This window comes from bacterium (genome assembly GCA_037128595.1).
Classification (GTDB): domain Bacteria; phylum Verrucomicrobiota; class Kiritimatiellia; order CAIKKV01; family CAITUY01; genus JAABPW01.
Map to the genome: position 1 here is coordinate 96,755 of JBAXWB010000013.1, position 26,035 is coordinate 122,789.

Consider the following 26,035-nt stretch of genomic DNA (forward strand, 5'->3'; position numbering starts at 1 on the left):
AATTGCGCGAATCCTTATCATCCGTCTCATATGTGCTGTCAATGAAAGACTAATTAATAGAAATTATAATTTGCATTAATAGCGAATATGACTGATTATGTAGCTAATAGTTTCTGTTGATTGGTGATGTCATGCAGCGCGATAATTTAAAACTAAAAGACCTTGGATCCAGACTACGGGATGAGCGTTTAAGGCGGAACGAAGCTCAGGCGATGTTCGCTGCCCGGATTGGGGTGAGCGTGCCAACGCTTCGAAAAATGGAGTCGGGAAATCCATCCGTCCTGATCGGGCATTGGCTGGGGGTCCTTGACGTTTTGGATCATGCTGGGGACTTGGATGCCATTCTGGCCGAGCCCGAAGATCTGTTTGCCAAATATGATCAGATGAAGGCACTGTCGCGCCGTAGAGCCTCAAGGAGCGTCACTTGATTTACCGGATCAGAGTTTGGGATCGTTCGAACGGGGATGATCGGCCGGTTGGGGAGATGGTTTGCGAAATTGCTGAAGGGGGACGGGCAAGAAGTGCGTTTAGATATGAACATGAATATCTTGAGAGGCCTGAGGCCTTCGCACTGGACCCGGTCTCACTCCCCCTGAAGTCTGATTCATTTTCTACTGACCAGGGTCTTTTCGGTATCTTTGAAGACAGTCTCCCTGATGACTGGGGCCGCAATCTTCTCATTCGCAAACACCAGATTTCCCGGCACGAGCAGAACCTGCCGCGACTGCTTTTGGCCCTTGGCAACTCAGGCCTGGGGGCTTTGTCATTCACCGATCATGCCAAGCCGCCTCCCCCTGTTTGTGATATCTCGGTTATCTATCTTTCAGCTCTTGTTGAGGCTGCCGAGAAATTTGAACGTGGCGAGATGCAAGACAAGGAGCTCTCCATACTATTAAACGCAGGAAGTTCGCCTGGAGGTGCCCGGCCAAAAGCAGTGGTGGTGGACGAGGAAAGCACCATTCACTATCTCGCCAAGTTCCCCAGCGTGAAAGATCAAGTGGATGTGGTGAAACTCGAGGCGGCCACCATGAATCTGGCCGCGAAGGCGGGACTGGCGGTTCCCTGTACCCGCCTCGTCCCATGTTCAGGAAAATCCGTGCTCCTGGTTCAGAGGTTTGACGTTATTCCTGCCGGACGCCGGCATATGATCAGTTTTCAGACCCTGCTGAAGGCCCGTGGATATTATCAACAGCGTTACCATGAGTTATTGGGAATCGTGCGCAAATACAGCAGCAACCCACAGGAGGATTCAGAGCGACTCTTCCGTCAGATGGTCTTTAATGCCGTAATGGGTAACACGGATGACCACCTGAAGAATTTCTGGATGGTGTACGATCACGAGCAGGGGTGGCGCCTCTCGCCCGCTTTCGATCTTGTTCCCGATGTCGGGAGGCGGGGTGAACATGTCCTGTTTTTCGACCTCGATCCATATTATCCCGGTCGGAAAAACCTTGGACAGTTGGGGAAACATTGGGGCATCCGTAACTCGGAGAGTGTGGTGGAACAGGTGTTTGCTGCGGTGTCCGGGTGGAGAGAAGCGTTCGCAAGCGGCGGTGTTACGGATAATGAAATCGCCCGCTTCAAGGAGATCGATTCACATCTGCAGGAGTAGATCAGACAGATCCTTTCTTTTCCGTGACGGCGGCAGGTTGGGGGAACAGTTGAACGCGACCGTCGCGCGGATCACTTTCACTTTTCGGTGTAATGTGTTCAAACCTATTAACACAGTTTGAGTATCACTTGCTAGAAGACAAAAGGTGGAGCGGCGGCGTGAGTTTCAGTGCTTCAATTTGCTCGGGTGGCGTTCGGCGTCCCCGGCGAACGCAGGGTCCGTTTGATTTCATAAGGGGGATGTGTGAGGCTGGCCCGTCTGTTGAAAATCATTCCCTATCAAGCCCATTCCCCCTGGAGGGACGGGCTCCGTCCCGTCCTTGGACCTAAAAACGGGCGACACAGCGCGTGCTTCGTAGCGGAGGAAGTTCCCGTTGACTTCGCAGAGTAGCAAGGCGACCCTCCAGCTCGATGAGCTTTTTGTTAGATTTTCAACCGGCTGCTATACTGGGATTGGGGTTGATAGCGCAGAGGTTGCATGGTAGGTTGAAATCATGAACACCCACGAGGATATTGATCGGCGCAGTCTTTTGCTTGCCCGGGCAATTGTTGAAATGATTGATACGGATCCCGGGAAAAAAGGCCTTGAAAAGGCTCGGGCGAATTGCGACCGATGGCTGGTTTCCTCCCCGATGTCGGTGCTTCGTGAGTGGAAGCGTCTTCTGGACGGTGACTGGGCGGTGATTCGAGCCCATCTTCTTGACGAGGGGCCGGAAGGCAGGCGGTTACGCCAGAGCAGTCCTTTTTGCGGGATTCTTCCCGTGCGTACGCGGTGGGAAATTTACAGGCGTTTTCATCATGAACCGAAGGCAGCTTGAGCACATTCTCCGGGCAAGCGGGAGTATTTCCGGATGCCGCGAATTGGTGATCATCGGAAGTCAGGCGCTTCTGGGCGCCTGCCCCGATGCTCCCCTTGAACTCCTGACTTCTATGGAGGCGGATCTCTATCCCGCAGAGGAGCCTGGGAAAGCGGAACTCATTGATGGGTGCATTGGTGAGTTGTCCCCGTTCCATGAGACATTTGGGTATTATGCCCATGGGGTTGGCCCCGAGACAGCCACCTTGCCGTCAGGTTGGAAGGTACGCCTGGTGCGAGTGGAAAACGAAAATACCGGCGGAACCATTGGGTGGTGCCTTTCTCCGGTGGATTTGGCGGTCAGCAAATTGCTTGCAGGCAGACCCAAGGATCTCGATTTTGTCCGGCAACTGCTACGATTGGGCATCGTGACCCAGGCGGCGATCCAGAAGGTGATTCCTGAACTTTCAAAGGATCAGGCCGCCCATGTCAATCTGTGTCTGCCACAATAAGCCCCCTGGAGGGGTGGACTCAGTCCCGACCGCATGGAATGGGGCCATTTCTCTACAGTTGATCACGGATCAATCTGGTGCTGAAGAGCGTCAGGAAGTGAGTGTTTGCTGCTGTGACCGGGTGGCGGGAAATGTTCTCAGGCAGTAGGGTTTAAGATTATATTGTTAGTCGTTTGGAGGAGAAACCGATGAAAAAAGAGAAGTCATGCGGTAATGAAAATAAACTCAAACGCAAGAAATACGGAAAGGAGCTCCGCAAACTCCAAGGTGAGTTATGCAAGCTCCAGGAATGGGTTAAACACAAGGGCCTGCGGGTGGTTATCGTGTTCGAGGGGCGGGATGCCGCCGGTAAAGGCGGTACCATCAAGGCGCTCACCGAACGCGTCAGCCCGCGCGTGTTCCGGGTGGTGGCGTTGCCTGCGCCGTCCGACCGCGAGAAGACCCAGATGTACATGCAGCGGTACATGAAGCATTTCCCGGCGGCAGGCGAGGTGGTGATATTCGACCGCAGTTGGTACAATCGTGCCGGCGTCGAGCTCGTGATGGGGTTCTGCACCAAGGAACAACACCAGCACTTTCTTGAGCGATGTCCGGAGATGGAGCAGTACATTCTGGACGGGGGAATCCAGCTCATCAAGATCTGGCTGGAGGTCGGCGACAAGGAGCAGAAGCGCCGGTTCGAAGCCCGTCTGGAGGATCCGTTGCGCCAGTGGAAGCTCAGTGCCATGGATCTGCCCTCGCGCCGCAAGTGGTTCGAGTATTCGCGCGCGCGGGATTCGATGCTGAAAGCGACGGATACCAAACACGCGCCCTGGTACATCCTGCGCTCCGATGACAAGAAACGCGCCCGGCTGAACTGCCTCTCCCATATTCTGGGCCTCATTCCCTACAAGAAAGTCCCGCATGAAAATGTCGATTTGCCCAAACGGTCGATGAAGGGCGCCTACGACGATGTTGCTTCGTTGAAGGGGCGGAAGTTTGTGGTCGAGAAGTATTGAGCTCGGGCCCGGGGCTATCCCTGGATGAAGCCGCCGGGAGTAATGCGTTTATGACGCGTGATCAAATCGGGCGGGCACTCTATAATTGCATTGTACTGGGGCAGCGCTTAGAGGCGACCAATCCCGAGCAGACCCCCAAGGATAAGCCTCAGGAGTAAGTTTCTGAAGGGCAGGCGGGGGCTTTGCTTTCTTTACTTAATCGTAATCTTAATCATAATCATTGCTCCTTTAGGCGCTGCGGATGCGACGGAGCGCATCCCTCCATTGTGAAAACACATGATATTTTCATGTTTTCCATCCTTTATGGAGGGTTTCGCTCTGTCGAAACCAGTGCCCGGCAAGCCAAAAACAAAAGACCCTGCCTGGATGCGTCTACCCACGGCTTTTTATGCTTGCGCCGCAAGGGGTTATTGAGGATTATCCGCAGTTCTTGGTAGGTGGGTAGTGGAGGTTTCCGGGGGTGTCTCCGGTTCCGCTGGCCCGTGTAACTGAGTTAAATAACAACGAAAAGTAAGATATGGCTAAAAAGCACAAGAAGAGCGCTGCGCCGGTGGTTGTCGAAGACGCCGCCCGGGTTCAGATGTCTCAGATGTACGAAGAAACCCTGAAAACATTCACCGAGGGATCGATTATTCCTGGCAAAGTCCTGGAAGTCCGCGGGGATGGAGTCCTTGTGGACATCGGGTACAAATCCGAGGGTATGATTCACGCGAGTGAATTCCCGGATATCACCGCGGTCCAACCCGGTGATGTGTTTAATGTCCTGCTCGAGGGCATTGAAGATGACGAAGGTATGGTCATGCTCAGCAAGAGCCGGGCCGAACAGCAGGAACACTGGAACCAGGTCCTGGATACCTACAAGGAAGGCAGCATCGTCAATGGTGATGTCCGTAGTCGCGTCAAGGGCGGATTCATCGTGGATGTGGGCGGCGTGGAATCCTTCCTCCCCGGTTCACAGGTGGATGTCACCCCGGTTCATGATCCGGATGCCCTCGTCGGCAAGACACTCGAATTCAAGATTATCAAGATCAATGACGATCGCCGCAACATCGTGTTGTCGCGCCGCGAGCTGATGGAAGACCGTCGCCGCGACCGCAAACGCGAATTGCTGACCGAGATCAAGGTCGGCCAGGTCCGCAAGGGCTCGGTCAAGAACATCACCGACTTCGGTGTGTTCGTCGATCTCGACGGTATGGACGGCTTGCTGCATATCACCGATATGAGCTGGGGCCGCATCAACCACCCGACCGAACTGGTCAAGGTGGGCGATGAGCTCGAAGTCGTCATCCTGGATGTCAATCTGGAGAAGGAACGCGTTTCACTCGGCTTGAAGCAGCGGAGCAACAACCCCTGGGAGAACATCCAGGCGAAGTATCCCGTGGGCAGCCGTCTGCGTGGCAAAGTGGTCAACCTGGTTCCTTATGGCGCGTTCGTCGAAATCGAACAGGGCGTCGAAGGCCTGGTCCACGTCTCCGAAATTTCCTGGACCAAGCGGATTGCCCGCGCGTCCGATGTCCTCACCGTGGGACAGGAAGTCGATGTCGTGGTGCTCAACGTCAACCGCGAGGAGCAGAAGATCGCACTGGGTATCCGTCAGACCGAGGAGAATCCCTGGGATGGCGTCCGGATGCGTTATCCGATCGGTGCCCGCGTCAGCGGCAAGGTGCGCAACCTGACCTCCTATGGTGCCTTCGTGGAACTCGAAGAGGGCATTGATGGAATGGTGCACGTCTCGGATATGTCCTGGACCCGCAAGATCAACCACCCCTCCGAAGTCCTGAAGAAGGGCGAGGAAGTGGCGGCCGTGGTGCTGGAAGTCGATCCCGACAACCAACGCATCAGCCTCGGTCTCAAGCAGGCGCAGGAAGATCCGTGGTCGACGATTGCCGCCCGCCTTAAAATTGGCCAGATGGTCAAGGGTAAGGTCACCAAGCTGGCGTCCTTCGGCGCCTTCGTGGAGATCGAGGAAGGCATTGACGGACTCGTTCATATCTCACAGATCAGCGATGATCGCGTTGAGAAGGTGAAGGATGTGCTCAAGGTCGGCCAGGAAGTGGAAGCCCGTATCGTCCGTATTGACCAGGTGGATCGCAAGATCGGCCTGAGCATCAAGGCGGCGAGCGTGTCTGATGAAGACTTTGTCGTGAAAGACGAGATGCTCGAAGGGCTTCGCCCGGGTGAGGATCTGGTTGATCTGGCCGGTGCCTTCGACGCCGCCTTTGGCGCGCGTGATGAGGAATGGCGCCCGGGTGAGAAATCCGGCGGCAGAGACAAGTAACAGACCTGTCTTAAGTAAAGAAGTGACGAGGCGCGCCGGACTACCAACGGGGCGCCTCGTTTTTTTAGATGGAGAGCAGTTATGACGAATGCGATTGATGTGTTGAAGGGGCGGGGCCTGTTTGATGCCGTGACCAGCCCGGAGATTATGAAGCAGGTGGAATCGCCCACCGCGGTGTATGCCGGTTTTGATCCCACCTCCAATAGTTTGCAGGTCGGGAATTTCGTCACCATCATGGGCCTGGCTCATTTCCAACGGGCGGGCCATAAAGTGATCGCACTGGCCGGTGGCGCCACCGGGATGATCGGCGATCCGTCCGGAAAATCCAGCGAGCGGAACCTCCTGTCGCACGAGGATGTCGAACGCAACCTGGTGGGCGTGAAGGAGAACCTGTCGCGTTTCCTTGATTTTGACTGTAAAACCGCGCCGGCCAAGATTGTGAACAACCACGACTGGATCGGGCGGTTCAGCTACGTCGAATTCCTGCGTGACGTAGGTAAGCACTTCCGGATGGGCACCATGCTGGGCAAGGAGAGCGTCCGGGCCCGCATGGAGAGTGACGCCGGCATGAGCTACTGTGAGTTCAGCTACCAGCTGATCCAGGCCTATGATTTCCTGCACCTGTGGGATACTGAAGCGTGCCGGATCCAGATCGGCGGCTCGGACCAGTGGGGGAATATCACCGCAGGCACGGACTTGATCCGCAAATTGCGCGGGGGCGAAGCCTTCGGGATGACCTTCCCGATCATCTGTGACAGCAGCGGCCAGAAGTTCGGCAAGAGTGCCGGCAATGCGGTCTACCTGGATCATCGCCGCACCTCGTATTATGACTTCTACCAGTTCTTTGTCCGGACGGAGGATGCGGATGTGATCCGGTTCCTTAAGATTTTCACCTTTCTGCCTTTGAGCCAGATCGAGGAAATTGCCCGCGAAATGGCGGCCGCACCGGAAAAACGACTGGCCCAGAAAACCCTCGCGGAAGATATGACCCGGACCATCCACGGGGCCGAAGGGCTGGCGATTGCGCAGCGGGCCAGCGAGGTGTTGTTCGGGGGCTCCATGGAGGGCATGAAGGCGGAAGAGTTGATCGCGGTGTTTGCCAACGTGCCGTCGCGTGAACTGCCCCTGGCCTCCATCAAGGAGGCTGGTCTGCTGGATGTGGCCGTGGCCGCAGGGTTGTGCAAGAGCAAGGGCGACGCCCGCCGGTTGGTGACGGAGGGGGGATTCTACGTGAACAACGTCCGGATGACCGACGCCGCGATGCGGATCAGCGGTGACATGCTGATCGAGGGACGCGTCATGGTGATGCGTGCCGGGAAGAAGAACTACTGCCTCGTCAAGGGGGTCTGAGCGTTACGCCCGTTTGACTTTGGGAAGGTGGCGTTCGCCGTCCTCGGCGAACGATTTGGGCGCCTTGATGGGAGCTTTACAGGCCTTCAGCCGCCGGGGACGTCGGCTGCCACCTGTGCGTCGCTCTGGTTGGGTACCCTTGGTTTCTTCTATGGACACGGCGCCAAAGGATTGGCGCCCTCCAGTCGAATTCCGACCTCGACGCGGGTCGCGGAAAATCGTATTCTCGATGCCCTTATGAGTCGCGATCACATTATTATTGCAGGCGCCCGTGAGCATAACCTGCAGAACATCACGGTGCGGATTCCCCGTGACAGTTTTACCGTCATTACGGGCTTGAGCGGCTCGGGAAAATCGTCCCTGGCCTTTGATACCTTGTTCGCCGAAGGGCAGCGCCGGTATGTCGAAAGCCTGTCGGCCTATGTGCGCCAGTTTCTCGACCAGATGCAGAAGCCGGACGTGGATTACGTCGAAGGCCTCTCCCCGGCCATCTCCATTGAACAGCGGACGGCCGGCTCGAATCCGCGCTCGATCGTGGCCACCACCACGGAAATCCATGACTATCTGCGGTTGCTCTTTGCCAATGTCGGCCATCCCCATTGTCCGCACTGCGGCAAGCCGGTGTCAGGTCAGTCGGCGGAAGTGATTGTGGATCAACTGATGGCGCTGCCGGAGAAAACAAAGGTGGCCTTGCTGGCGCCGTTGCTGCGGAGCAAAAAAGGGCTGCATGAGGCCATTTTCGATAAAATTCAGAAGCAGGGCTTTGTCCGCGTACGGGTGGATGGGGAGATGGTGGAGATCGACAAGGTCCCCAAACTCGACAAGAAAAAAGCCCACAATGTGGATGTGGTGATCGACCGCCTGGTGATGGGGAGCAAAATCCGCTCCCGGCTGACAGATTCGGTGGAATTGGCGTTGAAGGAAGGGAACGGGGTCCTGATGGCGCTCACTCAGGCCGGAACGGAAACCACCGCCTGGGCGGAACGGCTCTATTCCGAGAAGCATGCCTGTGCCGATTGTGGCGTCAGTTTCGAGAAGCTCACCGCCCGGCATTTCTCCTTCAACAACCCGTATGGGGCCTGTCCGGATTGTTCCGGCCTCGGGACCCAGATGATTTTCGATGAACAACTCACCGTGCCCAATCCGGAGCTCTCCATCGAGGGCGGGGCCATCACGGCCTGGCGTCGCGGGGGCCGCCGGTTGCTGATCTACTACAAAGCCCAGCTCCGTACGGTCGCCAAGGAGTGCGGGTTCAGCCTGGAGACCCCCTACAAGGAGCTCCCTGAGGATATCCGGAACCTGTTGATGCATGGCTCGGGTGACAAGGACATGACGTTCGGCTACTGGCGGGGCGGCGCGCGTCGCCACTATGAGAAACCGTTTGAAGGGGTGCTGCCGAACCTGGCCCGGCGTTACAAGGAAACGGATAGTGATTTTGTCAGGCAGCGGTTGCGCGACTACATGAGCAAGATGGTCTGTCCGACCTGCAAGGGGGCCCGTTTGCGTCCGGAGGTGCTGGCCTGTACCGTGGTCGGAAAATCCATTGTGGATCTGACCCGGCTCTCTGTCCGGAACGCCCTGGCCTTTTGCAAGACGGTGGCCCTGTCGGACCAGGAGAAGAAAATCGCCGGGGATGTGATCAAGGAAATCCAGGAGCGCCTGCAATTCCTGGCGGATGTCGGCCTGGACTACCTGACCCTGGATCGTGAAAGCGGCTCCCTGTCGGGCGGTGAGGCGCAGCGCATCCGGCTGGCCACCCAGATCGGCTCCCGGCTGGTGGGGGTCCTGTATGTGCTGGATGAGCCCAGTATCGGGCTGCATTACCGGGACAATGAGCGCCTGATCAATACCCTGAAACAGCTGCGTGACCTGGGGAACACCGTGGTGGTGGTGGAGCATGATGAGGAAACGATCCGGGCTGCGGATTATGTCATTGACCTGGGCCCGGGGGCAGGGCGGCATGGCGGGCAGGTGATTCATCAGGGCACGGTTCCGGAATTGCTGGCGAATCCGAAATCACTCACCGCTCAATATATGAACGGCGAGTTGACGATTCCGGTCCCCGAACATCGGGTGGAACCGGGTGACCATTGGTTGCAACTGATGGGGTGCACGGAGAACAATCTCAAGAACCTGACCGTACGGATTCCCCTGGGCCTGCTGGTCTGCATTACCGGCGTCTCGGGAAGCGGCAAGAGCACTCTGGTGGATGACATCCTGCGGCGCGCGTTGTTCAGGAAGTTTTACGGTTCAAAGGAGATTCCCGGCGCCCACCGCCGTCTGCTGGGAGCGGAAAAACTCGACAAGGTGATCGTGATTGACCAGTCGCCGATCGGCCGCACTCCGCGGAGCAATCCCTCAACCTATACGGGGGCGTTCGGGCCGATCCGGGATCTCTTCGCCGCGTTACCCATGTCGAAGGTGCGGGGCTATGGGCCCGGCCGGTTCAGTTTTAACGTCAAGGGGGGGCGCTGCGAAACCTGCAAGGGGGATGGGATTATCCGCCTTGAGATGCATTTCCTGCCGGACGTGTATGTGCCCTGCGAGCAGTGTCACAGCTTGCGGTACAACAAGGAGACGCTTGAGGTGCATTACAACGGGAAAAGCATTTCCGAAGTGCTGGCCCTGACGATTGATGAGGCCCTTGAATTTTTCAAGCACATTCCGTCCATTGAGCGCAAGGTCAGGACGCTGTCCGAGGTGGGGCTGGGCTATATCCAGTTAGGCCAGTCTGCGACCACGTTGTCGGGCGGGGAGGCCCAGCGGATGAAGCTGGCCTCGGAGTTAAGCCGGAAAGCGACCGGCAAGACCATGTATCTGTTGGATGAGCCCACGACGGGGCTCCACTTCGCGGATATCCAGCGGCTGATGCATGTGTTGGAACGGTTGCGGTCATCTGGGAATACCGTGCTGGTGATTGAACATAATCTCGACGTCATAAAACGGAGTGACTACATTATCGATTTGGGCCCCGAAGGGGGCGATGGGGGTGGTCGCATTGTGGCGGAAGGCACTCCTGAAGAAGTCTCCCGCTGCGACGCCTCGCATACGGGCCAGGCATTGCGACTCCATTTGAAATCATCATGAAGCCGACGTGGAATTATAAGATATTGAAGGGCATGCTGGCGCTTCTAGTCGTCGCCATCCGGGTGCAGGCTGCGGGAATCGACACTCCGGCTCAAGGGGACCCGGTCTCCCCGTTCGTCATCCTGGCCACGGCGCAGACGGCGTTGGAGGACGGGTTCTGCGAACTGGCTCAAAAGCAGGCAGAAGAGGTGTTGAAGAACGGGGCGTTGCCGCCTTCCCTGCGGGGCGATGCCACGATCGTGCTGGCCCGGGCCCTCTATGGCCAGCGCCGGTTCACGGAGATGGCCGCCCGCCTTGAGGCGATCGGGCTGACGGCCCCCACCACGCAGGCCGGGGCCTTGGTCTATTGGCATGCCGTGGCCCGGTATGAGTCCGGCAACATCCGTGCGGCCCTGGATGAGCTTCGTAACTTTGGAGGGCGCTTTCCTGACAGTCCGCTGATGTCACGGGCCTCCCGCCTGGAGGCCTGGGCCAATCTGAAGGAGGGACGTCAGGCCGAGGCCTTTTCCGTGTTTGAACGGTTTGACCGTCAATTCGGCATCACCGACGAAGGGGCTGAGAATTTATTGGATTGGGGACAGGCCCTGCTGGCATCGGGAAACAGTCCCGCGGCGCGGACGGTCCTGGAACGCCTGGTCACCCGCCCGCCGGACTTGGCCGCGGTTCAGGATGGAAAATTGTGGCTCGCGAAAGCGCTCGTGCTCGAGGGGAAGTGGGAGTCTGCCTGGAATATCCTGGCCCTGATGGCCGATGATTCCCTGGTGCGGGTGGACCGGCGGGCATTGGCCTATATGACGCTCAGCGAAGTGAATGCCGCCCAGACCAATTACGTGGCGGCCGTCACGTCGGCCTCCAAGGCGGTGGAACTGGCGCCCACCACGGTCCTGAAAAACCGGGCACGGGCCCTGTGGGGAAAATGGCTGCTCAAACAGAATAAAATTGCAGAAGGCGCTGAGTTGCTGCGCCCGGTGATCGCCCAGATGACCGATGATCCGGTGTCCCGTGAACTGCAGCTGGAACTGGCGGCGGGGTATCTCGATTTGAAGCAATTCGAAAAAGCGGCGCAGGAGTTCCAGTATTATCTGGAGACGTTCAAGGATCCCGAGGGACGGTTGGCCGCCTTTAAGGGGCGGGGGCTGGCCATGTGGGAGTTGCAGCGGTATGCCGAGGCGGCCACGATGTTTGAGAAGGCGGCGGCCCTGGTGCCGGATCCCGCGCAATGCGAGCCCCTGCAGATCAAGGCAGCGGATGCGATGTTCGCCAACGCCCAGTACAAATTGGCGGAGGCGGCCTATGAAACGATTCTGGCGAGCTATCCCGCCTCGGCCATGAACGCCCAGGTCCTCTATCAGCTGGGGGAGTGCCTGGCCCGCCAAACGTTGCGACGGGAGGCCGAAGGGCGGTTCCGCGAGCTGGTCCGCAAAAACCCCTCCCATCCGTTGGCGGAGCGGGCCTTGATGCGGATCGCGGAAATGAAAGAGGAGCAGGGGCCGGCCTTTGTCCGGGAAGCCCTGGCGGCCTATATGGACGTCATGTCGGTTTACCCGAAAGGGACCTTGTTTGCCGAGGCGCTGCACCGGCATGGGCTGACGGCCTACCAGATGGGGGACATCGATGTGGCGCTCAGCGATTTTTCAAGGGTGGTCAAGGAGTTCCCGGGCAGCCGGGTGGCCCCACAGGCCTATTTCATGCGCGGCTGGGCCTTGTATATGCGCGGACAGGAAGAGGAATCCCTGGCGGTCTGCAAGGCGTTTGTGGAGCGCTATCCCGACAGTGAGTGGACGCCGGGCGTGATCTTCTGGATCGGTGAGTACGCCTTTAACCATGGCCGCTATGCCGATGCGGAAACCCAGTTTATCAAGTTAGCCGATAAATCCCCCCTGGACCCCCTGGCGGGCCAGTCCCTGATCTGGGCTGGCCGGGCGGCAATGATGCAGAAGGAGTACCTGCGGGCGGTCGAGTCATTATCCCGGATGACGCGCACGTATCCGGCCAGTCCGCACATGGCGGAGGCCCGCTTCCTGCAGGCTGATGCCCTGAGTGAGCTGGGTGAGTTTTCCCGGGCCATCCTGGTGTTTGATGAGCTGATTGAGAAATTCCCGAACTCCCCGCTGGTCAGTGCCGCGTGGGGCCGCCGCGGGGACTGCCATTTCACCCTCGGGGCGACGGACCCCAAGCGCTATTCGGAGGCGGTCACCGCCTATCGCGCGGTGAGCCGGAGTCCGGGTTCCACGTTTGATCTCGAGCTCCAGGCGGATTACAAAATCGGCCGTTGCTATGATAAGATGGGCCGCTTGCCCGATGCCTTCGAGCAGTACTACACCCGGGTGGTCTGCCGGTATCTCGCGGATAAGCAGAAGGACAGTGCGGCCGCGGTCTGGTTCACCAAGGCGGCGTTTGCTGCGGCGGACATTCTTGAATTGGAGAAAAACTGGAAGCGGGCCATCAAGGTCCTTGAGCGGGTGGAGGGGGCCCAGATCCCCGCCAGCGCCGATGCCCGTAAACGTATTGAGCAGATCCGTTCTGAGCACTGGATCTGGTAAGGAGTGAATCATGTTTGAGTTATTGAATGAAGGCGGGTTGATTGCGTGGATTATCACCGGCGCCGGACTGTTTGCGTTCGCGCTGTTCATGGAGCGGCTGTTGACTCTGCACCGGGCCCGGATCAAGTCCGAGGACTTCATTGCGGGCATCTGCAACAATCTGGGCCGTGGCAACGTCGATGAGGCCCTGGCCATCTGTGACGACACCCCGGGCCCGGTGGCGGTCATTGTGCGGGCGGCGATCCTCAACCGGCGGGCCGATAAGGATGCCATCCGCACGGCCATGGAAAATGCCGGTCGCACGGAAATTTCCCGCATGGAACGCCGGCTGACGAATTTTGTCACCATCGCCCAGGTGGCCCCGATTTTCGGCCTGCTGGGAACGGTGGTGGGGATGATCAAGTCCCTGCAGGTCATGCGGGCGGCGGCCCCGTTGGTCCAGCCCGGGGATGTGATGGGGGGCTTGATGCAGGCCCTGGTGACCACCGCGGTCGGGCTGGCGGTCGCGGCGCCCTGCTACGTGGCCTTTAATTTCCTGACCGGGAAAGTGGAGAAGATCGTGATTGATATGGAGCGCTCGGCCTCCGATATGATCGCGTTCCTGTCCGGAATGCCCATCGTGCATGATGACCCCGCACCGGAGAAGGACGAATGATCAAGCGGGAGGAACCAAAGGCGATCGGGTGGACGGTACACGGCTTCCGGCACTACCGGCCCCCGAACCGTTTGAATAAGGGGTTGGTGGCGACGGCCCCCTGGATGAGCGTCACGCTGCTGATTGCGTTATACCTCTATCTGCTGGCCCCGAATGTGCTGCAACCGGGAATGGTCCTGCAACTCCCGGTGGCCCCGTTTTCGGACGGGCGCCACTATGGGCATAACGTGGCGGTCTTGTCCCTTCCCATCGTGGGCCGGACGGAGCGGGACGAAATCTTCTTTTTTGATGACCAGCGGTATTTAGGGCGTGAACCCGCGGAGATGGATGCGTTGCGCGGGGCCTTGTCCACCGCCTGGACGCAAAAACCGAATTTACCGATGGTGATTGAGGCGGACCGGATGGTGCGGCATGACACAATCGTGAAGCTGTTTGAAATGGCCGCCGAGGCGGGATTCCGCGAAGTTAACCTGGCCACACGGCCCTCCCAGAGGTGATGGGTGTGAGCAATCCCTATGTCATCCCCTTTTCCTGGCGTAATGTGGCCCTCGTGGTGGTCGGTGGCCTGACCCTCTGGGGGGTGCCCTGGCTGGTGTGGCCCTCCGGGTCCCCGCCGGCGGGAAAAGCGGACCGGCCTGCGCCACCGTCATTCCGGTATATCCGCGCCACCAAGGGGCTGGATGGCTCGACCTGGTCACCGGTGTTGATGCCGTTACCCACTCCCGATGGCTTCAGTAAAAAGGCGGCCCTCAAGGAGTTCTCCGCCGGGAGTCTGGTGTCGGTTCTCAAACCGAAGATCTCGGAGCCCGTCTATGTGAAGGTGGAGCCGGCCCATAAGGGGCCGGTCGTGACGCCGTGGGTGTCGTTCCTCAAGCCGGTGGAGTTCGACCCGGAGGCGCCTGCGGCCCCGGTGGTGAAGGATGAGGGATTCCGCCCCCCGAGTGTAATCCGGTTTGAGATTCAGGAATCTTTACGCTATCGTACGTATGAGATTCCCGTCCTGCCGGTGATGATGACGAACGGGGCAGTGCTCGCCACGATCGGGGTGACCGCGGCCGTTGAGCTGGATCCGCAGGGGCGGGTGCAGCATGTCATGCTGGAGCAGCCGGCGGGCATTCCGGAGGTGGATTCGGCGATTGTGCGGGCGTTACGTTCCGGGCGGGGCCAGCCGGGCGCCTCCAGTACGTGGGGGCGAGTGAAGTTTTATTATTGGAAAACCAGTCCGGTTCAGAAGGAGTAAGGTATGGACATTCAAATCGCGAAGTGGGCGGCGGATAAACCGTCAGCCATCGTGACCTCGTTTTTAAAGCGGCCGGCATTTGATCCCGGTGCGGAAACCGCGGCCAGGGCCACCCTTGATGATATCCGCTTGAACGGGGATGCCGCGGTGCTCAAGGCGATCCGGGAATTTGACGGGGTGTCGCTGTCCCCTGCAGGGATGCGGGTCACCATGGCGGAACTGGCGGAGGCGCGCGAAACGGTGGATGCGCCCTTCCGCATTGCCGCCCGGGAGACGTATAAGCGCGTCACCACGTTTTCACGTGCCGGGATGAAAAAGGACTGGAAGATCTTCAGCCCCAAGGGCGGGGAATTGGGCGAGCAGTTTGTGCCGTTGGACCGGGTAGGGGTCTACATCCCCGGCGGTCAGGCGCCGCTGGTCTCGACGGTCTTCATGACCGTCACGCTGGCGCGGGTGGCCGGGGTTCAGGAAATTGTGGCCTGCACGCCCTCTGACGCCAATGGGAAAGTGAATCCCTACATCCTGTTTGCGCTCGAAATGGCGGGCGCCACGGAGATCTACCGGGTGGGTGGCATTCAGGCGATCGGCATGATGGCCTATGGCACCAAGACTGTTCCGAAGGTGCAGAAAATCGTGGGGCCCGGCGGGGCCTATGTCACGGCCGCCAAAAAACTGGTGTATGGGGAGGTCGCGCTGGATCTGGTCGCCGGCCCGAGTGAAATCGCCATCCTCGCGGATGACACCGCCCCGGCGGAATGTGTGGCGGCAGACCTGCTCTCCCAGGCGGAACACGGGACCGGTCAGGAAAAGGCGATCCTGGTGACGACCTCCAGTGCCCTGGCGGCAAAGGTGGCGGAGCAGCTGGTGGCGCAGGCGGAAACGTTGACCCGTAAAACGGCCATTCATAAAGTGCTCGAGAAAGGCACCTTGATTGTGGTGGTGAACACCCTGGATGAGGGTATGGACCTCTGTAATCAATTTGCGCCGGAACATTTTGAAATCCTGGTGAGGGAGCCCCGGAGCTGGTTGAGGAAAGTCCGGACCGCCGGTGCGGTGTTCTTCGGGATGTGGACGCCTGAATCGGTGGGCGATTTTGTGGCTGGGCCCAGCCATGTGCTGCCCACCGGGGGCACTGCCACCATGTTCTCCGGGTTGACGGTGGATGATTTCCGCCGGCGCACGAGCTTTATGGCCTTCACCCGGGCGGACTTGCAGGAGACGCTTCCCGTCATCGAGGCCTTCGGGCGGGTCGAGGGGTTGGATGCCCATGCGCGTGCCGCCCGCATCAGGTTTGAGGTGTCATGATGAATCCCTTGATCCGTAAATCAGTCCAGAAGCTGGCCGCCTACACGCCCGGGGAGCAACCGAAACGTCCCGGCCTGGTCAAGCTGAATACGAATGAGAATCCCTATCCCCCGTCACCGCGCGTGGCGGAGGCGCTGGCGGCGATCGCGCCGGAATCCCTGCGCCTCTATCCGGATCCGGTCAGTACCGCCTTGCGGCAGGTGATCGCTGATCTCCATGGCGTGGGGATTGAGCAGGTGTTTGTGGGGAACGGGTCGGATGAAATCCTCGCGTTGTGCACACGGGCATTCGTCGAGGATGACGGCACGATCGGATATTTCACGCCCTCTTACTCGCTGTACCCGGTGTTGACGGCCATCCGTAATGTCGAGGGGGTTGCGTGTGAGTTAACCGAGTCTTTCGAGTGGGCGGAGCAGGATCCTGCGCCCTCCTCACTTTTCTTCTTAGCCAATCCCAATGCCCCGACGAGCATGTTGTTCGCCACCTCACGCGTGCAGCAGTTCTGTCAGACGTTCCCCGGCGTGGTGCTGGTGGATGAGGCGTATGTGGATTTCGCCCGGGAGCATTGTATGGACGTGGCGAAGACGCTGCCCAATGTGCTGGTCATGCGGACCCTGTCGAAATCCTATTCGCTGGCGGGAATCCGGTGCGGCTATGTGGTGGGGGCGGAGACCCTGATCTCGGCCTTATTCAAGATCAAGGATTCCTATAATCTGGACCGGATGACCCAGGTGGCGGCCACGGCCGCGATTTTGGATCAGGCCCATATGCGCGCCAATGTCGATCGGATTTTGGCCACGCGGAACCGGCTGACCACGGTATTGAATCAGATCGGGTTTGCGGTATGCCCGTCAGAGGCCAATTTCTTGTGGGCCAGGCATGAAAGCCGACCGGCTAAGGAGATCTTTCAGACCTTGAAAGCCGCCGGCATCCTGATCCGCTATTTCCCCGGTCCGCGGACCGGCGATTATATCCGCATCACCATCGGCACCGACGGCGAGATCGACCAGCTGGTCACGGAAATCAAGAAGTTGCTGATGGGTTAGCCGCCTGCTGCGAGTGTTTAAGAGTTTGAACAACAGTCGCAAAGTGCTACGGCGAAGACGCCGTAGCTTGGATTTGTTTTTTAGACTATTCCGCATGCGCGGCATCTTTGCCGTGCATGCCTTTGCGAACTTTGCGCCTTCTGTTCAATACTCTTCTCGTTCCCTAAAACGCCCCGACCGGGTTTCATCCGATTCATTAAAACCACTTTCTCGCCGGCGCCGACAGAGCGGCGCCCTCCATTTAAGAGTTCTCGGTCTATTCCAATTCTATGGAGGGTTTTGCTCCGTCAAAACCAGTGCAGGAAGGGGCCGCCTTACTCCCGGCGCAGACTCTCGATCGGGTTCAGGCGGGCGGCCCGCCAGGCGGGGTAGAAACCGAAAAAGATGCCCACGCCCGCGGAGAAGGAGAGGGCGATGAGGACGGAGACCGGCGCGATCACGACGGGCCAGTGGTTGATGGAGCCCAGGAGATAGGCGGCGCTGACCCCCAGGCCGATCCCAATGATGCCCCCGACGCCCGACAACACCACGGCTTCCACCAGGAACTGACGCATGATATCCCGACGCCGGGCCCCCAGCGCCAGGCGCAGGCCGATCTCGCGGGTGCGCTCACTGACGGCCACCAGCATGATGTTCATGATGCCGATGCCCCCGACCAGTAATGAAATCGAGGCGATCACGGTGAGCAGGATGGTCATGAGGCTGGAGACCTGTGTGATCATCTGGGTGACCTCCGTCATGTCCATAATGGTGAAGTCGTCATCCTCCGTGGCGCTGATGCGGTGGCGTTGGCGCAGGATCGCGGTCACTTCCTCCCGGACCAGGGGGAGATTGTCCATGGTCGTGAGGCTGAACAGCAGCTGGTGGACATTATTGAATTTGGACTTATCCAGCACCCGGCGGACGGTCACCCAGGGCGTGATGATGGTGTCATCCTGATCCTGGCCGAAGGCCGCCGTCCCTTTGGACGCCATGACCCCGACCACCCGGAAGGGCATACTCCGGATCCGGATGGTCTTTCCAATCGGGTCCTCATCCAGGAATAACTGATCAGCCACGGTCTTTCCCAGCACGCAGACCCGGGCGGCACTTTTCAGGTCCGCTTCGGTGAAGAAATCGCCGGCAGCGATCGGCCAGCTGCGAACCTCGGGATACTGGACGTTGACGCCTTGAATCTGGGTGGCCCAGTCGTTTTCACGGTAAATACATTGGCCGCCCGACCGGACCATGGGGGTCATGGCCGTCACGAACTGGCTCTCCTGCAGGATCGCTTCGCCGTCTTCGGCTGTGAGGGTCTGTTGCGTGCCGGATCCCCCCCGGAATCCCCCGGCATTCTGGCTTCCCGGGAAAATCATAAGGAGGTTATTCCCCATGCTGCTGATCTGGGCCCGCATATTGGTCGAGGCCCCTTGGCCGACCGCGACGACCGCGATGACGGCCGCAATCCCGATGATGATCCCCAGCGCGGTCAGCAGGGAGCGGCCTTTATTCCGGGCCAGCGCCCTGAGCGCGATTTTGATGATCATGAGCCCGTTCATATGATTTCACCATCCCGCATCTGGATGACGCGTTTGGCGAACTGGGCGATATCCGGTTCATGGGTGACCATGACGATGGTAATGCCTTCCCGGTTGAGTTCCTGAAAGAGCGCCATGATGTCCTCCGCCGAGCGACTGTCGAGGTTTCCCGTGGGCTCATCAGCCAGAATCAGCTGGGGCTGGTTGACCAGCGCCCTGGCAATGGCCACCCGTTGCTGCTGTCCACCGGAGAGCTGGCCGGGATGGTGTTGCATCCGGCCTTCCAGGCCGAGCCGGGTCAACAGCTTCCGGGCGCGCTCGCGGCGTTCGGCGCTGCGCATGGGTAGGCCATAGTAGAGGGGGAGCTCCACGTTTTCTTCCGCCGTGGTACGGGGAAGGAGGTTGAAGTTCTGGAACACAAACCCGATTTTCCGGTTCCGGATCATCGCCAGGGCATCCGCATCCAACCCGCTGACTTCCTCGCCATCCAGCTGATAGCTCCCGCTGTCCGGGGTATCCAGGCAGCCCAGCAGGTTGAGCAGGGTGCTTTTTCCGGATCCAGAGTGGCCCATGATGGCAACAAACTCACCGGCCGCAATATCGGTGGAGACATTCTTCAATGCCGGAACGTCCACAGACTCCATGTGGTAGACCTTCTTGATCTGGCGTAAGGCGATGAGCATGGCTTAGTGGGTGGCACGCCGGGTGGCGCCCGGCATCTTCGGGGCAAACGGGTTGACGGTTTTCTCTTCCGTACTGCTGACATCAATCCCGGTGATCAGCTCCTGGCCTTCCGTCAGGGGGCACGGCTCCAGGATTTCCGTGAAGGAGCCGTCCGAAATTCCCAGCGTGACGGTGACGGGGGTGGGCTCGGACTCGGCCGTCTCCCGGATCCAGACTTTGGGCTTCTGTTCCGCGCGGGGGCCCTTATTTTTGGTTTTGATCGCGGGAGTGGCCGCTGTTTTGTCAGCGGGCTTGAACCGCAAGGCGGCATTCGAGACCTTCAGGACATTGGTGCGATGAGCCACTTCGCAGATAATAATGGCGGTCATTCCTGGAAACAGTTTGGTGTCCGGGTTCTCGGCGTTCACGATCACAGGGTAGGTCACCACATTCTGCATGGTGCTGGCCGACATCCGGACTTGTTCAACGGTGCCGGTGAAGATCGTGTCAAAGGCATCCACGGTGAAGGTGACCGCCTGGTGTTCCCGGATGCGGCCGATATCGGCTTCAGGGATACTGGCTTCCACTTGGATGGTACGCAGGTCGGTGGCGATCTTGAACAGCGTCATGGCATTCATGCTGGACACCACGGTTTGGCCCTCACTGACGTTACGCGTGATGACCACGCCGTCTACCGGGGAGCGGATGGTGGTGTAGCCGAGGTTGGCTTGCGAGAGCCGCAACGCCGCCTTGGTCTGGGCAACGGAGGCCAGGCTCACCTTGAGCTGGGCGCTCAGGGTATCCCGGGTGGCAATGGCGGAATCCAGATCGGTTTCGGACAGCATTTTCTGCTCTGCCAGTTTTTGAGTGCGGTTCAACTCTTTTTCCGCCTGCACCAGCTTGGCGGTGGTTTGCTCCACATTCGCCTGGGCCGCCATCAGGTTGGCCTGGTCCTGGGCAAGTTTGGCTTCGTAGGTGATGGGATCAATCTGGGCCACCAGATCGCCCGCCTTGACCTGGGAATTATAGTCCACATATAACTTGTTGATGGGGCCATTGACCTGGGTTCCGACATCCACCAGCCGGATCGGGGTAATGAGCCCGCTGGCCCGGACCGATTGGACCAGTTCCCCGCGTTCCAACGGGGCGCTACGGTAACGGGTCGTGTTATTCGCGGTGACGTGCTTCCAGTACCACAGGCCCCCTCCGGTCAGGGCTGAGAACAGGACTATGGCGATGATCCATCGTTTCATATTTATTCCTCTCCGCAGGCGTGCTTGAGTTGAGCTACTGCCGCCTGATAATCAAATTTGGCCTTCACCTGTTCGGCGCGGGCACTGGTCAGCGCCACCTGGGCATCCGTGACCTCGACCGCGGAGGCCGCCCCGAGCCGGTAGCGCGTGTTGACCAGGTCCAGACTCTCCGTCGCTTGTTTGGTGATGAGATCCGTCAGGGTGAAGCGCTGTTGCGCGCTGTCAAAGTCACTCAAGGCCGTCTGGATCTCTTCATAGAGGGTCTGCTCGAATTCCACCGTCTGGGCCCGGGCGGAACGGAGCTGGCTGACGACTTCATTGATCCGCCAGGTCTGACGGCGCCCGGTGAACAGGTTCAGGGAGCCCTGCAGGGCGGTCGACCAGTTCCACGTCAGCGGGAACGAGGTGCCGCTGAGTCCATAGCGGGCCTGCAGGCCGAGTTCAGGATAAAGCGCGGCGATGGCTTCATCAACCGCGGCATTGGCCATCCGTTCCTTGGCCTGCAACACCTTTAATCCCGGATGAAACTGCCGGGCCCGGTCCATCAATTGGTCCGCCGGATAGATCGTGAAGGTTTCAGCAATGTCGGGGAGCAGGGTATAGCCCGGGTCGGTGGCCAGGCCCAGGCTGCGGTTCAAGGAGGCCCGGGCGGTCATGATCCCGTTATGGGTTTTGATCTTGTCGAGTTTCGCATTACCCAGATCCACCTCGGACTTGGTCAGGTCATAACGGGTGCGGCGGCCTACCTCGAGGAACGCATTGACTTGATCGAGGTGTACCTGGTTCTGCCGGACGGCTTCGATGGCCACCTGGTCCAGCTCGAGCGCCTTGCCGAGGTTGAGGTAGGCGGTGCGGGTCAGGAAGGCGATGTTGCTGCGGGTCGCGCGGACCGTTTCCCGGGCGGCGATCAGGTTGGCATAGGCCTGCCTGACGATGGCGGGGGTTTTCCCGAAGTCATACACCAGCAGGTCGAGCCCGATCGAACTGCTGAACATGTTGTGTCCGCTGGAACTCCCCGGCGCCGCCTCCGTGTTGGCGGTGGATCGCGTTTCGCCTGCGCTGGCGTTGACTTGGGGCCAGTAGGCGGCGCGGGCTTGATAGACCTGGGCCGTCGCGGCGGCGAGCGCCTGCTCGGCCTGGAAAACGCGGGGATGATGGGTGAGGGGGATCTCCAGGGCGCGCGCCAGTGTCAGGGTGGAAGTGGAGGACAGGCCGACCTCAACCGGTTGAAGCAGGCGCTCTCCGGGGACGGCGCCGTTTCCCTTTTGAATGTCGCGTGCATGGCGGATGGTGGCGCAGCCTGTAGACAAGCAGAGCCCCGCCAGCACTATGGCCAGACATCGTGTTCCGATTGCGATTTGAGTCTTCATGAAGCGGTCTTTTATATACTTCTAAACGGCCGAACGCATTATTTATTGCAATAAATATTAGTTTGATTATTACAAGTGGGGGAGGCATTTTACTGGGCATGAAAACAGAGCTATTTTCCCGTCCTGACTGGGATCATTATTTCATGAATATCGCGCTGGTGGTCGCCACCCGCGGGAATTGTTGCCGGCGCCAGGTGGCGGCGGTGATTGTCAAGGATCAGCGCATTATCTCCACCGGCTATAACGGGACCCCGCGCGGGGTGAAAAATTGCTTTGAGGGGGGCTGTGAGCGGTGTGCCGGAGCGGCGCCTTCGGGGACCGCGCTCGGGGAGTGCATCTGCTGTCACGCGGAGGAGAATGCCATCACCCAGGCCGCCTACCATGGCATCGCCTTGCGTGGCGCCACCCTGTACTCAACCTTGAGCCCCTGCCTGACCTGCGCCAAGATGATTATCAATGCGGGGATTCTGGAAGTGGTCTTCGAGAATGAGTATGAGTTCAGCGCCCAGACCCGCTCCCTGTTGCACGAGGGCGGGGTCCGCTGCCGGAAACTGGGCTGAGCCGGTAACGCAAGTCTTCGGGTGAGATCCTTGCATGGTGGCAGCCGACGTCCCGGCGGCTGTAAGCCTGTAGGGATTCCCTTTAACCGCCAATACGTTCGCCGGGGACGGCGAACGCCACCTTTTATCACCAACCAATAACTTACTTGGCAATCGGTGCCGCAGGCGCTTCGACCTTGACGGGTTCCGCTTTGACCGGAGCCGCCGCAGGCGCTTCGACCTTGGCAGGTTCAGCCTTCACGGGTTCCGGGGTCGTCACGGTCACGGTCAATGGAACCACGGCGGGTTTTTCAACCACGGGCACGGTCACCACCGGGGTCGCGGGCTGCTCGATTTTCGCCGGCTCGATTTTCGCCTTGGGCTCTTCCTGTTTCACGGGCGGCACGGGCAGGGCCTTCTCCATAATGGGATCAGCCACCGGCGGGGTGGGGGGCAGGATGATATTGTCGATCTGGGTCGGGGTCAGGTCTTTCTCCTTGCCCGGTGCACCCCAGCGGCCATAGCGGCGGCGTTCAATGCTCTGGTCCTCAATCTTCATTCCGTACGTCTCCGCCAGCCACTTCCATTGGTGGGCGCTGAAATTAAGCACATTGCCCATCTGATTGATGATCAACGCGGTATCCAACGTCGTGATCCGGTTCAGATCCTTGTACCAGGTGGGCCCTTCCTGCATTTTGGAGGGAAGTGACGTGGCGTCGCCGAGCAGGAATACATGTTTGGGATCGCCCGACATGAAGCGCCCTTCCACATAGTCGTCCATGCTGATCTGGACCCAGTCGTGCCCGTTCCACGCATGTAACAGGGGCGTGGGCAGGGAGGGACTGTTGTTGTAGGTGACCAGGCCGATCTCTTTGCAACGGGAGATTTCAAAGGCCAGTTGCACCATGCGCTTGCGCGCGGGGACCACCATGATCGATTCGGGCGTGGCGGTTCCGGCCCACAGGACATCACTGCTCGCCACCACTGTCAACGCAATCAACCCGGTACTCAGAAGTTTTTTCAATATCATCGTTACTCTACCTTTCGTGAATGAAATCACAATTGAATCTAGCGATCCCTGTGCCCGAACGCAACCCTATTTGCCCAGGACTTTCTTGAATTCCTCTGTGAGCAGGGGAACGATCGTGAACAGATCCCCGACAATTCCATAGGTCGCCACCTTGAAGATCGGGGCATCCGGATCCTTGTTGATGGCGATGATGATGTCCGAGGACTGCATGCCTGCCAGATGCTGGATCTGGCCGCTGATCCCGACGGCAATGTAGATCTTGGGGCACACGGTCTTCCCGGTCTGCCCGACCTGGTGCGAGTAGGGAATCCAGTTGGAATCCACCGCCGCACGCGACGCACCCACACCGGCGCCCAGGACATCCGCCAGATTGCGCAACAGTTTGAAGTTCTCCACGGTTTGAAGACCCCGCCCGCCGGACACGATGATATTCGCTTCGGCGATATTCATGGTGGATTCGACTTCGGGGATGAATTTCAAGCGGTGGGCTTTGGACTTGAGGAGCACCTCGGTGATGGCTTCCATCGAGACTTCCCCCTTGTGGGCGGGGTCAACAACGGCTTCCTTCATCACCTTATGCCGCACCGTGGCCATCTGGGGGCGGGACATCGGCGTTTCGATGGTCGCCATGATGTTGCCGCCGAAGGCCGGCCGGGTCTGCAAGAGATTCAGCGTCTTGGGATCAATCGCCAGCTCGGTGCAGTCGGCGGTCAGGCCGGCATTCACCTTGACGGCCACCCGGGACACCAAGCTGCGTCCAATGGTCGAGGCGCCGCACAGGAAGACATTGGGCTTGTGACGGTTGACCAGCTCGATCAGGACATTGCCATAGGCTTCATCCTGGAAATAGGCCAGTTCGGGCCGGTCCACCACGTACACCTTGTCAGCGCCATGGGCGATCAGGTCCTGGGTCTTGCCCTGGATGTCGCTGCCCAGCAGGACGGCGCAGAGTTTCATGCCCAGCGAGTCGGCCAGTTTGCGCCCTTCGCCCAGCAGTTCATAGGTGATGGATTCAATGTGGCCGTCATGCTGTTCTGCAAATACCCAGACGTCCTTGAAGGCGGTCAGGTCGATGCCGGAGCTCGCTTTTTCCTTCATCCAGATGGCGTCGAATTTGCAGGCGATGACGCAGGCTCCGCAGAGCGTGCATTTTTGCAGGTCAATGACGGGGGCCGTCTTGCGCTCCGCCTGGGTGATGGCGCCGAACGGGCAGGCCTTGACGCACGCCCCGCAGAAAACGCATTTTTCAGTGATTTTGATGGGATCGCTCATGATAGTGGGCTCCTTATTGCGCGGCGCCTAAAACGGCGTCTTTCATTTTGGCTACGAGTTGCGGAATATAATCCTGTGGTTCTCCCTGGAAAATCTGGCCACCCTGCCGGGGCGCCGGGGTGAAGATCTTCACGACTTTGGTCGGGGAGCCGTCCAGCCCGAGGCATTTGGGCTCACAGTTCATGTCGGCGGCTTTCCACGTCTGGATCACGGCTTTTTTCGCGGCCATCTTCCCTTTGAGGGAGGGCAGGCGCGGCTCATTGATTTCCTTGACCACGGTCAGGACGCAGGGGAGGGGGGATTCAATGACTTCGATGCCATTTTCCATCAGGCGCTCGGCCACGATTTTCTTGTCATCAAGGGATTCAATCTTGCGGACGTAGGTGATCTGGGGGAGATCCAGGTGAACGGCAATGCCGGGCCCGACCTGCGCGGTGTCGCCATCCGACGCCTGTTTCCCGCAGATGATGAGGTCATAGGTGCCGATCTTCCGGATCGCCATGGAGAGGGTGTAGCTGGTGGCCCAGGTGTCGCTGCCGGCGAAAGCGCGGTCCGAGACCAGGATGCCGTCATCCGCACCCATGGCGATGGCTTCGCGCAGGGCGTTTTCCGCCTGGGGCGGCCCCATGGAGAGGACGGTGACGGTGCCGCCATGCAGGGCCTTGAGCCGCAGGCCCTCTTCAATGGCATACATGTCAAAGGGGTTGATGATGGACACCACGCCATCCCGCATCAGGGTGTTTGTCGCCGGATTGATCTTCACATCCGTCGTCTCCGGAACCTGTTTGATACACACGATGTATCGCATAATAATCTCCTTCACTTTTCAACCATGATTAGAATCAAAAACGGTTGGCGATTATAGGGATAAGGGCAAGGGATGCAAGGCAATATCGCAGGGAAGACGCATCTAGGGCAGGGTCTATCCATTTGACTTCATAAGCACCTGAATGGCAGAGGGATGACTTTG

The 26,035-nt window shown here is 59.1% G+C and carries 21 protein-coding genes; 14 read left to right on the plus strand and 7 right to left on the minus strand.

Going from position 1 to position 26,035, the window contains the following annotated elements; translation table 11 throughout:
• The first annotated feature begins 424 nt into the window (after positions 1 to 424).
• From WCS52_09920 to hisC, 13 genes are all read left to right on the plus strand, one after another.
• Positions 425 to 1,612 (plus strand): type II toxin-antitoxin system HipA family toxin, encoded by a 1,188-nt coding sequence (locus WCS52_09920; GenBank protein MEI6167500.1) that lies wholly within the window; start codon positions 425 to 427, stop codon positions 1,610 to 1,612.
• Positions 1,613 to 2,105: 493 nt separating this feature from the next.
• Complete coding sequence (locus tag WCS52_09925) at positions 2,106 to 2,429, plus strand: hypothetical protein (protein ID MEI6167501.1); 324 nt, start codon at positions 2,106 to 2,108, stop codon at positions 2,427 to 2,429.
• A complete protein-coding gene (locus tag WCS52_09930; protein ID MEI6167502.1) occupies positions 2,410 to 2,919 on the plus strand; it encodes a DUF6036 family nucleotidyltransferase in 510 nt (169 codons plus the stop codon). The genes WCS52_09925 and WCS52_09930 overlap by 20 nt, the downstream gene beginning before the upstream one ends.
• 188 nt (positions 2,920 to 3,107) lie before the next feature.
• Entirely contained in the window at positions 3,108 to 3,917 is an 810-nt protein-coding gene (gene ppk2 / locus WCS52_09935; protein ID MEI6167503.1) for a polyphosphate kinase 2, read from the plus strand.
• Between the two features lie 580 nt (positions 3,918 to 4,497).
• Positions 4,498 to 6,195 (plus strand): 30S ribosomal protein S1, encoded by a 1,698-nt coding sequence (rpsA, locus tag WCS52_09940; protein ID MEI6167504.1) that lies wholly within the window; start codon positions 4,498 to 4,500, stop codon positions 6,193 to 6,195.
• Between the two features lie 81 nt (positions 6,196 to 6,276).
• Complete coding sequence (gene tyrS / locus WCS52_09945) at positions 6,277 to 7,545, plus strand: tyrosine--tRNA ligase (GenBank protein MEI6167505.1); 1,269 nt, start codon at positions 6,277 to 6,279, stop codon at positions 7,543 to 7,545.
• A gap of 237 nt (positions 7,546 to 7,782) precedes the next feature.
• Positions 7,783 to 10,632: an excinuclease ABC subunit UvrA gene (uvrA, locus tag WCS52_09950; GenBank protein ID MEI6167506.1), complete on the plus strand. Its 2,850-nt coding sequence runs from the start codon at positions 7,783 to 7,785 to the stop codon at positions 10,630 to 10,632.
• Positions 10,629 to 13,175, plus strand: coding sequence for a tetratricopeptide repeat protein (locus WCS52_09955; protein ID MEI6167507.1), 2,547 nt, complete (start codon positions 10,629 to 10,631; stop codon positions 13,173 to 13,175). The genes uvrA and WCS52_09955 overlap by 4 nt, the downstream gene beginning before the upstream one ends.
• A gap of 10 nt (positions 13,176 to 13,185) precedes the next feature.
• Complete coding sequence (locus WCS52_09960) at positions 13,186 to 13,830, plus strand: MotA/TolQ/ExbB proton channel family protein (protein MEI6167508.1); 645 nt, start codon at positions 13,186 to 13,188, stop codon at positions 13,828 to 13,830.
• Complete coding sequence (locus WCS52_09965) at positions 13,827 to 14,327, plus strand: biopolymer transporter ExbD (protein MEI6167509.1); 501 nt, start codon at positions 13,827 to 13,829, stop codon at positions 14,325 to 14,327. Before WCS52_09960 ends, WCS52_09965 begins: the two co-directional genes overlap by 4 nt.
• A gap of 5 nt (positions 14,328 to 14,332) precedes the next feature.
• Entirely contained in the window at positions 14,333 to 15,070 is a 738-nt protein-coding gene (locus WCS52_09970) for a hypothetical protein (protein ID MEI6167510.1), read from the plus strand.
• Between the two features lie 3 nt (positions 15,071 to 15,073).
• Entirely contained in the window at positions 15,074 to 16,375 is a 1,302-nt protein-coding gene (hisD, locus tag WCS52_09975) for a histidinol dehydrogenase (GenBank protein MEI6167511.1), read from the plus strand.
• Complete coding sequence (gene hisC, locus WCS52_09980) at positions 16,372 to 17,421, plus strand: histidinol-phosphate transaminase (protein MEI6167512.1); 1,050 nt, start codon at positions 16,372 to 16,374, stop codon at positions 17,419 to 17,421. The genes hisD and hisC overlap by 4 nt, the downstream gene beginning before the upstream one ends.
• A 314-nt stretch (positions 17,422 to 17,735) precedes the next feature.
• On the opposite strand, the gene WCS52_09985 is transcribed toward hisC, so the two are convergent.
• The 4 genes from WCS52_09985 to WCS52_10000 are packed head-to-tail and all read right to left on the minus strand — an operon-like array spanning position 17,736 to position 22,224.
• Positions 17,736 to 18,959, minus strand: coding sequence for an ABC transporter permease (locus tag WCS52_09985; GenBank protein ID MEI6167513.1), 1,224 nt, complete (start codon positions 18,957 to 18,959; stop codon positions 17,736 to 17,738).
• Positions 18,956 to 19,621 (minus strand): ABC transporter ATP-binding protein, encoded by a 666-nt coding sequence (locus WCS52_09990; GenBank protein ID MEI6167514.1) that lies wholly within the window; start codon positions 19,619 to 19,621, stop codon positions 18,956 to 18,958. The genes WCS52_09985 and WCS52_09990 overlap by 4 nt, the downstream gene beginning before the upstream one ends.
• 3 nt (positions 19,622 to 19,624) lie before the next feature.
• Entirely contained in the window at positions 19,625 to 20,854 is a 1,230-nt protein-coding gene (locus WCS52_09995) for an efflux RND transporter periplasmic adaptor subunit (protein MEI6167515.1), read from the minus strand.
• 2 nt (positions 20,855 to 20,856) lie between these two features.
• The gene (locus tag WCS52_10000) at positions 20,857 to 22,224 is read right to left on the minus strand and encodes a TolC family protein (protein MEI6167516.1); all 1,368 of its coding nucleotides are present in this window, start codon (positions 22,222 to 22,224) and stop codon (positions 20,857 to 20,859) included.
• A gap of 98 nt (positions 22,225 to 22,322) precedes the next feature.
• Here WCS52_10000 and WCS52_10005 point away from each other — a divergent pair, with 98 nt between their 5' ends.
• Positions 22,323 to 22,784 (plus strand): dCMP deaminase family protein, encoded by a 462-nt coding sequence (locus WCS52_10005; protein MEI6167517.1) that lies wholly within the window; start codon positions 22,323 to 22,325, stop codon positions 22,782 to 22,784.
• Positions 22,785 to 22,926: 142 nt separating this feature from the next.
• Here WCS52_10005 and WCS52_10010 read toward each other — a convergent pair whose 3' ends face one another.
• The 3 genes from WCS52_10010 to WCS52_10020 all read right to left on the minus strand — a co-directional run bounded on the left by WCS52_10010 (position 22,927) and on the right by WCS52_10020 (position 25,873).
• Positions 22,927 to 23,793 carry a hypothetical protein gene (locus WCS52_10010; GenBank protein ID MEI6167518.1) on the minus strand — a complete coding sequence of 289 codons (867 nt, stop codon included), beginning with the start codon at positions 23,791 to 23,793 and terminating at the stop codon, positions 22,927 to 22,929.
• A 66-nt stretch (positions 23,794 to 23,859) separates the two neighbouring features.
• On the minus strand, positions 23,860 to 25,065 hold the full coding sequence (locus WCS52_10015; GenBank protein ID MEI6167519.1) for an electron transfer flavoprotein subunit alpha: 1,206 nt from the start codon (positions 25,063 to 25,065) through the stop codon (positions 23,860 to 23,862).
• 13 nt (positions 25,066 to 25,078) lie between these two features.
• Positions 25,079 to 25,873 carry an electron transfer flavoprotein subunit beta/FixA family protein gene (locus tag WCS52_10020; GenBank protein ID MEI6167520.1) on the minus strand — a complete coding sequence of 265 codons (795 nt, stop codon included), beginning with the start codon at positions 25,871 to 25,873 and terminating at the stop codon, positions 25,079 to 25,081.
• Positions 25,874 to 26,035 lie beyond the last annotated feature (162 nt).

Bases quoted from the DNA above. Each gene is read 5' to 3' on its own strand.
- WCS52_09925 (MEI6167501.1), top strand. From the start codon at position 2,106: ATGAACACCCACGAGGATATTGATCGGCGCAGTCTTTTGCTTGCCCGG.
- WCS52_09930 (MEI6167502.1), top strand. From the start codon at position 2,410: ATGAACCGAAGGCAGCTTGAGCACATTCTCCGGGCAAGCGGGAGTATT.
- ppk2 (MEI6167503.1), top strand. From the start codon at position 3,108: ATGAAAAAAGAGAAGTCATGCGGTAATGAAAATAAACTCAAACGCAAG.
- rpsA (MEI6167504.1), top strand. From the start codon at position 4,498: ATGTCTCAGATGTACGAAGAAACCCTGAAAACATTCACCGAGGGATCG.
- tyrS (MEI6167505.1), top strand. From the start codon at position 6,277: ATGACGAATGCGATTGATGTGTTGAAGGGGCGGGGCCTGTTTGATGCC.
- uvrA (MEI6167506.1), top strand. From the start codon at position 7,783: ATGAGTCGCGATCACATTATTATTGCAGGCGCCCGTGAGCATAACCTG.
- WCS52_09955 (MEI6167507.1), top strand. From the start codon at position 10,629: ATGAAGCCGACGTGGAATTATAAGATATTGAAGGGCATGCTGGCGCTT.
- WCS52_09960 (MEI6167508.1), top strand. From the start codon at position 13,186: ATGTTTGAGTTATTGAATGAAGGCGGGTTGATTGCGTGGATTATCACC.
- WCS52_09965 (MEI6167509.1), top strand. From the start codon at position 13,827: ATGATCAAGCGGGAGGAACCAAAGGCGATCGGGTGGACGGTACACGGC.
- hisD (MEI6167511.1), top strand. From the start codon at position 15,074: ATGGACATTCAAATCGCGAAGTGGGCGGCGGATAAACCGTCAGCCATC.
- hisC (MEI6167512.1), top strand. From the start codon at position 16,372: ATGATGAATCCCTTGATCCGTAAATCAGTCCAGAAGCTGGCCGCCTAC.
- WCS52_09985 (MEI6167513.1), bottom strand. From the start codon at position 18,959: ATGAACGGGCTCATGATCATCAAAATCGCGCTCAGGGCGCTGGCCCGG.
- WCS52_09990 (MEI6167514.1), bottom strand. From the start codon at position 19,621: ATGCTCATCGCCTTACGCCAGATCAAGAAGGTCTACCACATGGAGTCT.
- WCS52_09995 (MEI6167515.1), bottom strand. From the start codon at position 20,854: ATGAAACGATGGATCATCGCCATAGTCCTGTTCTCAGCCCTGACCGGA.
- WCS52_10000 (MEI6167516.1), bottom strand. From the start codon at position 22,224: ATGAAGACTCAAATCGCAATCGGAACACGATGTCTGGCCATAGTGCTG.
- WCS52_10005 (MEI6167517.1), top strand. From the start codon at position 22,323: ATGAAAACAGAGCTATTTTCCCGTCCTGACTGGGATCATTATTTCATG.
- WCS52_10010 (MEI6167518.1), bottom strand. From the start codon at position 23,793: ATGATATTGAAAAAACTTCTGAGTACCGGGTTGATTGCGTTGACAGTG.
- WCS52_10015 (MEI6167519.1), bottom strand. From the start codon at position 25,065: ATGAGCGATCCCATCAAAATCACTGAAAAATGCGTTTTCTGCGGGGCG.
- WCS52_10020 (MEI6167520.1), bottom strand. From the start codon at position 25,873: ATGCGATACATCGTGTGTATCAAACAGGTTCCGGAGACGACGGATGTG.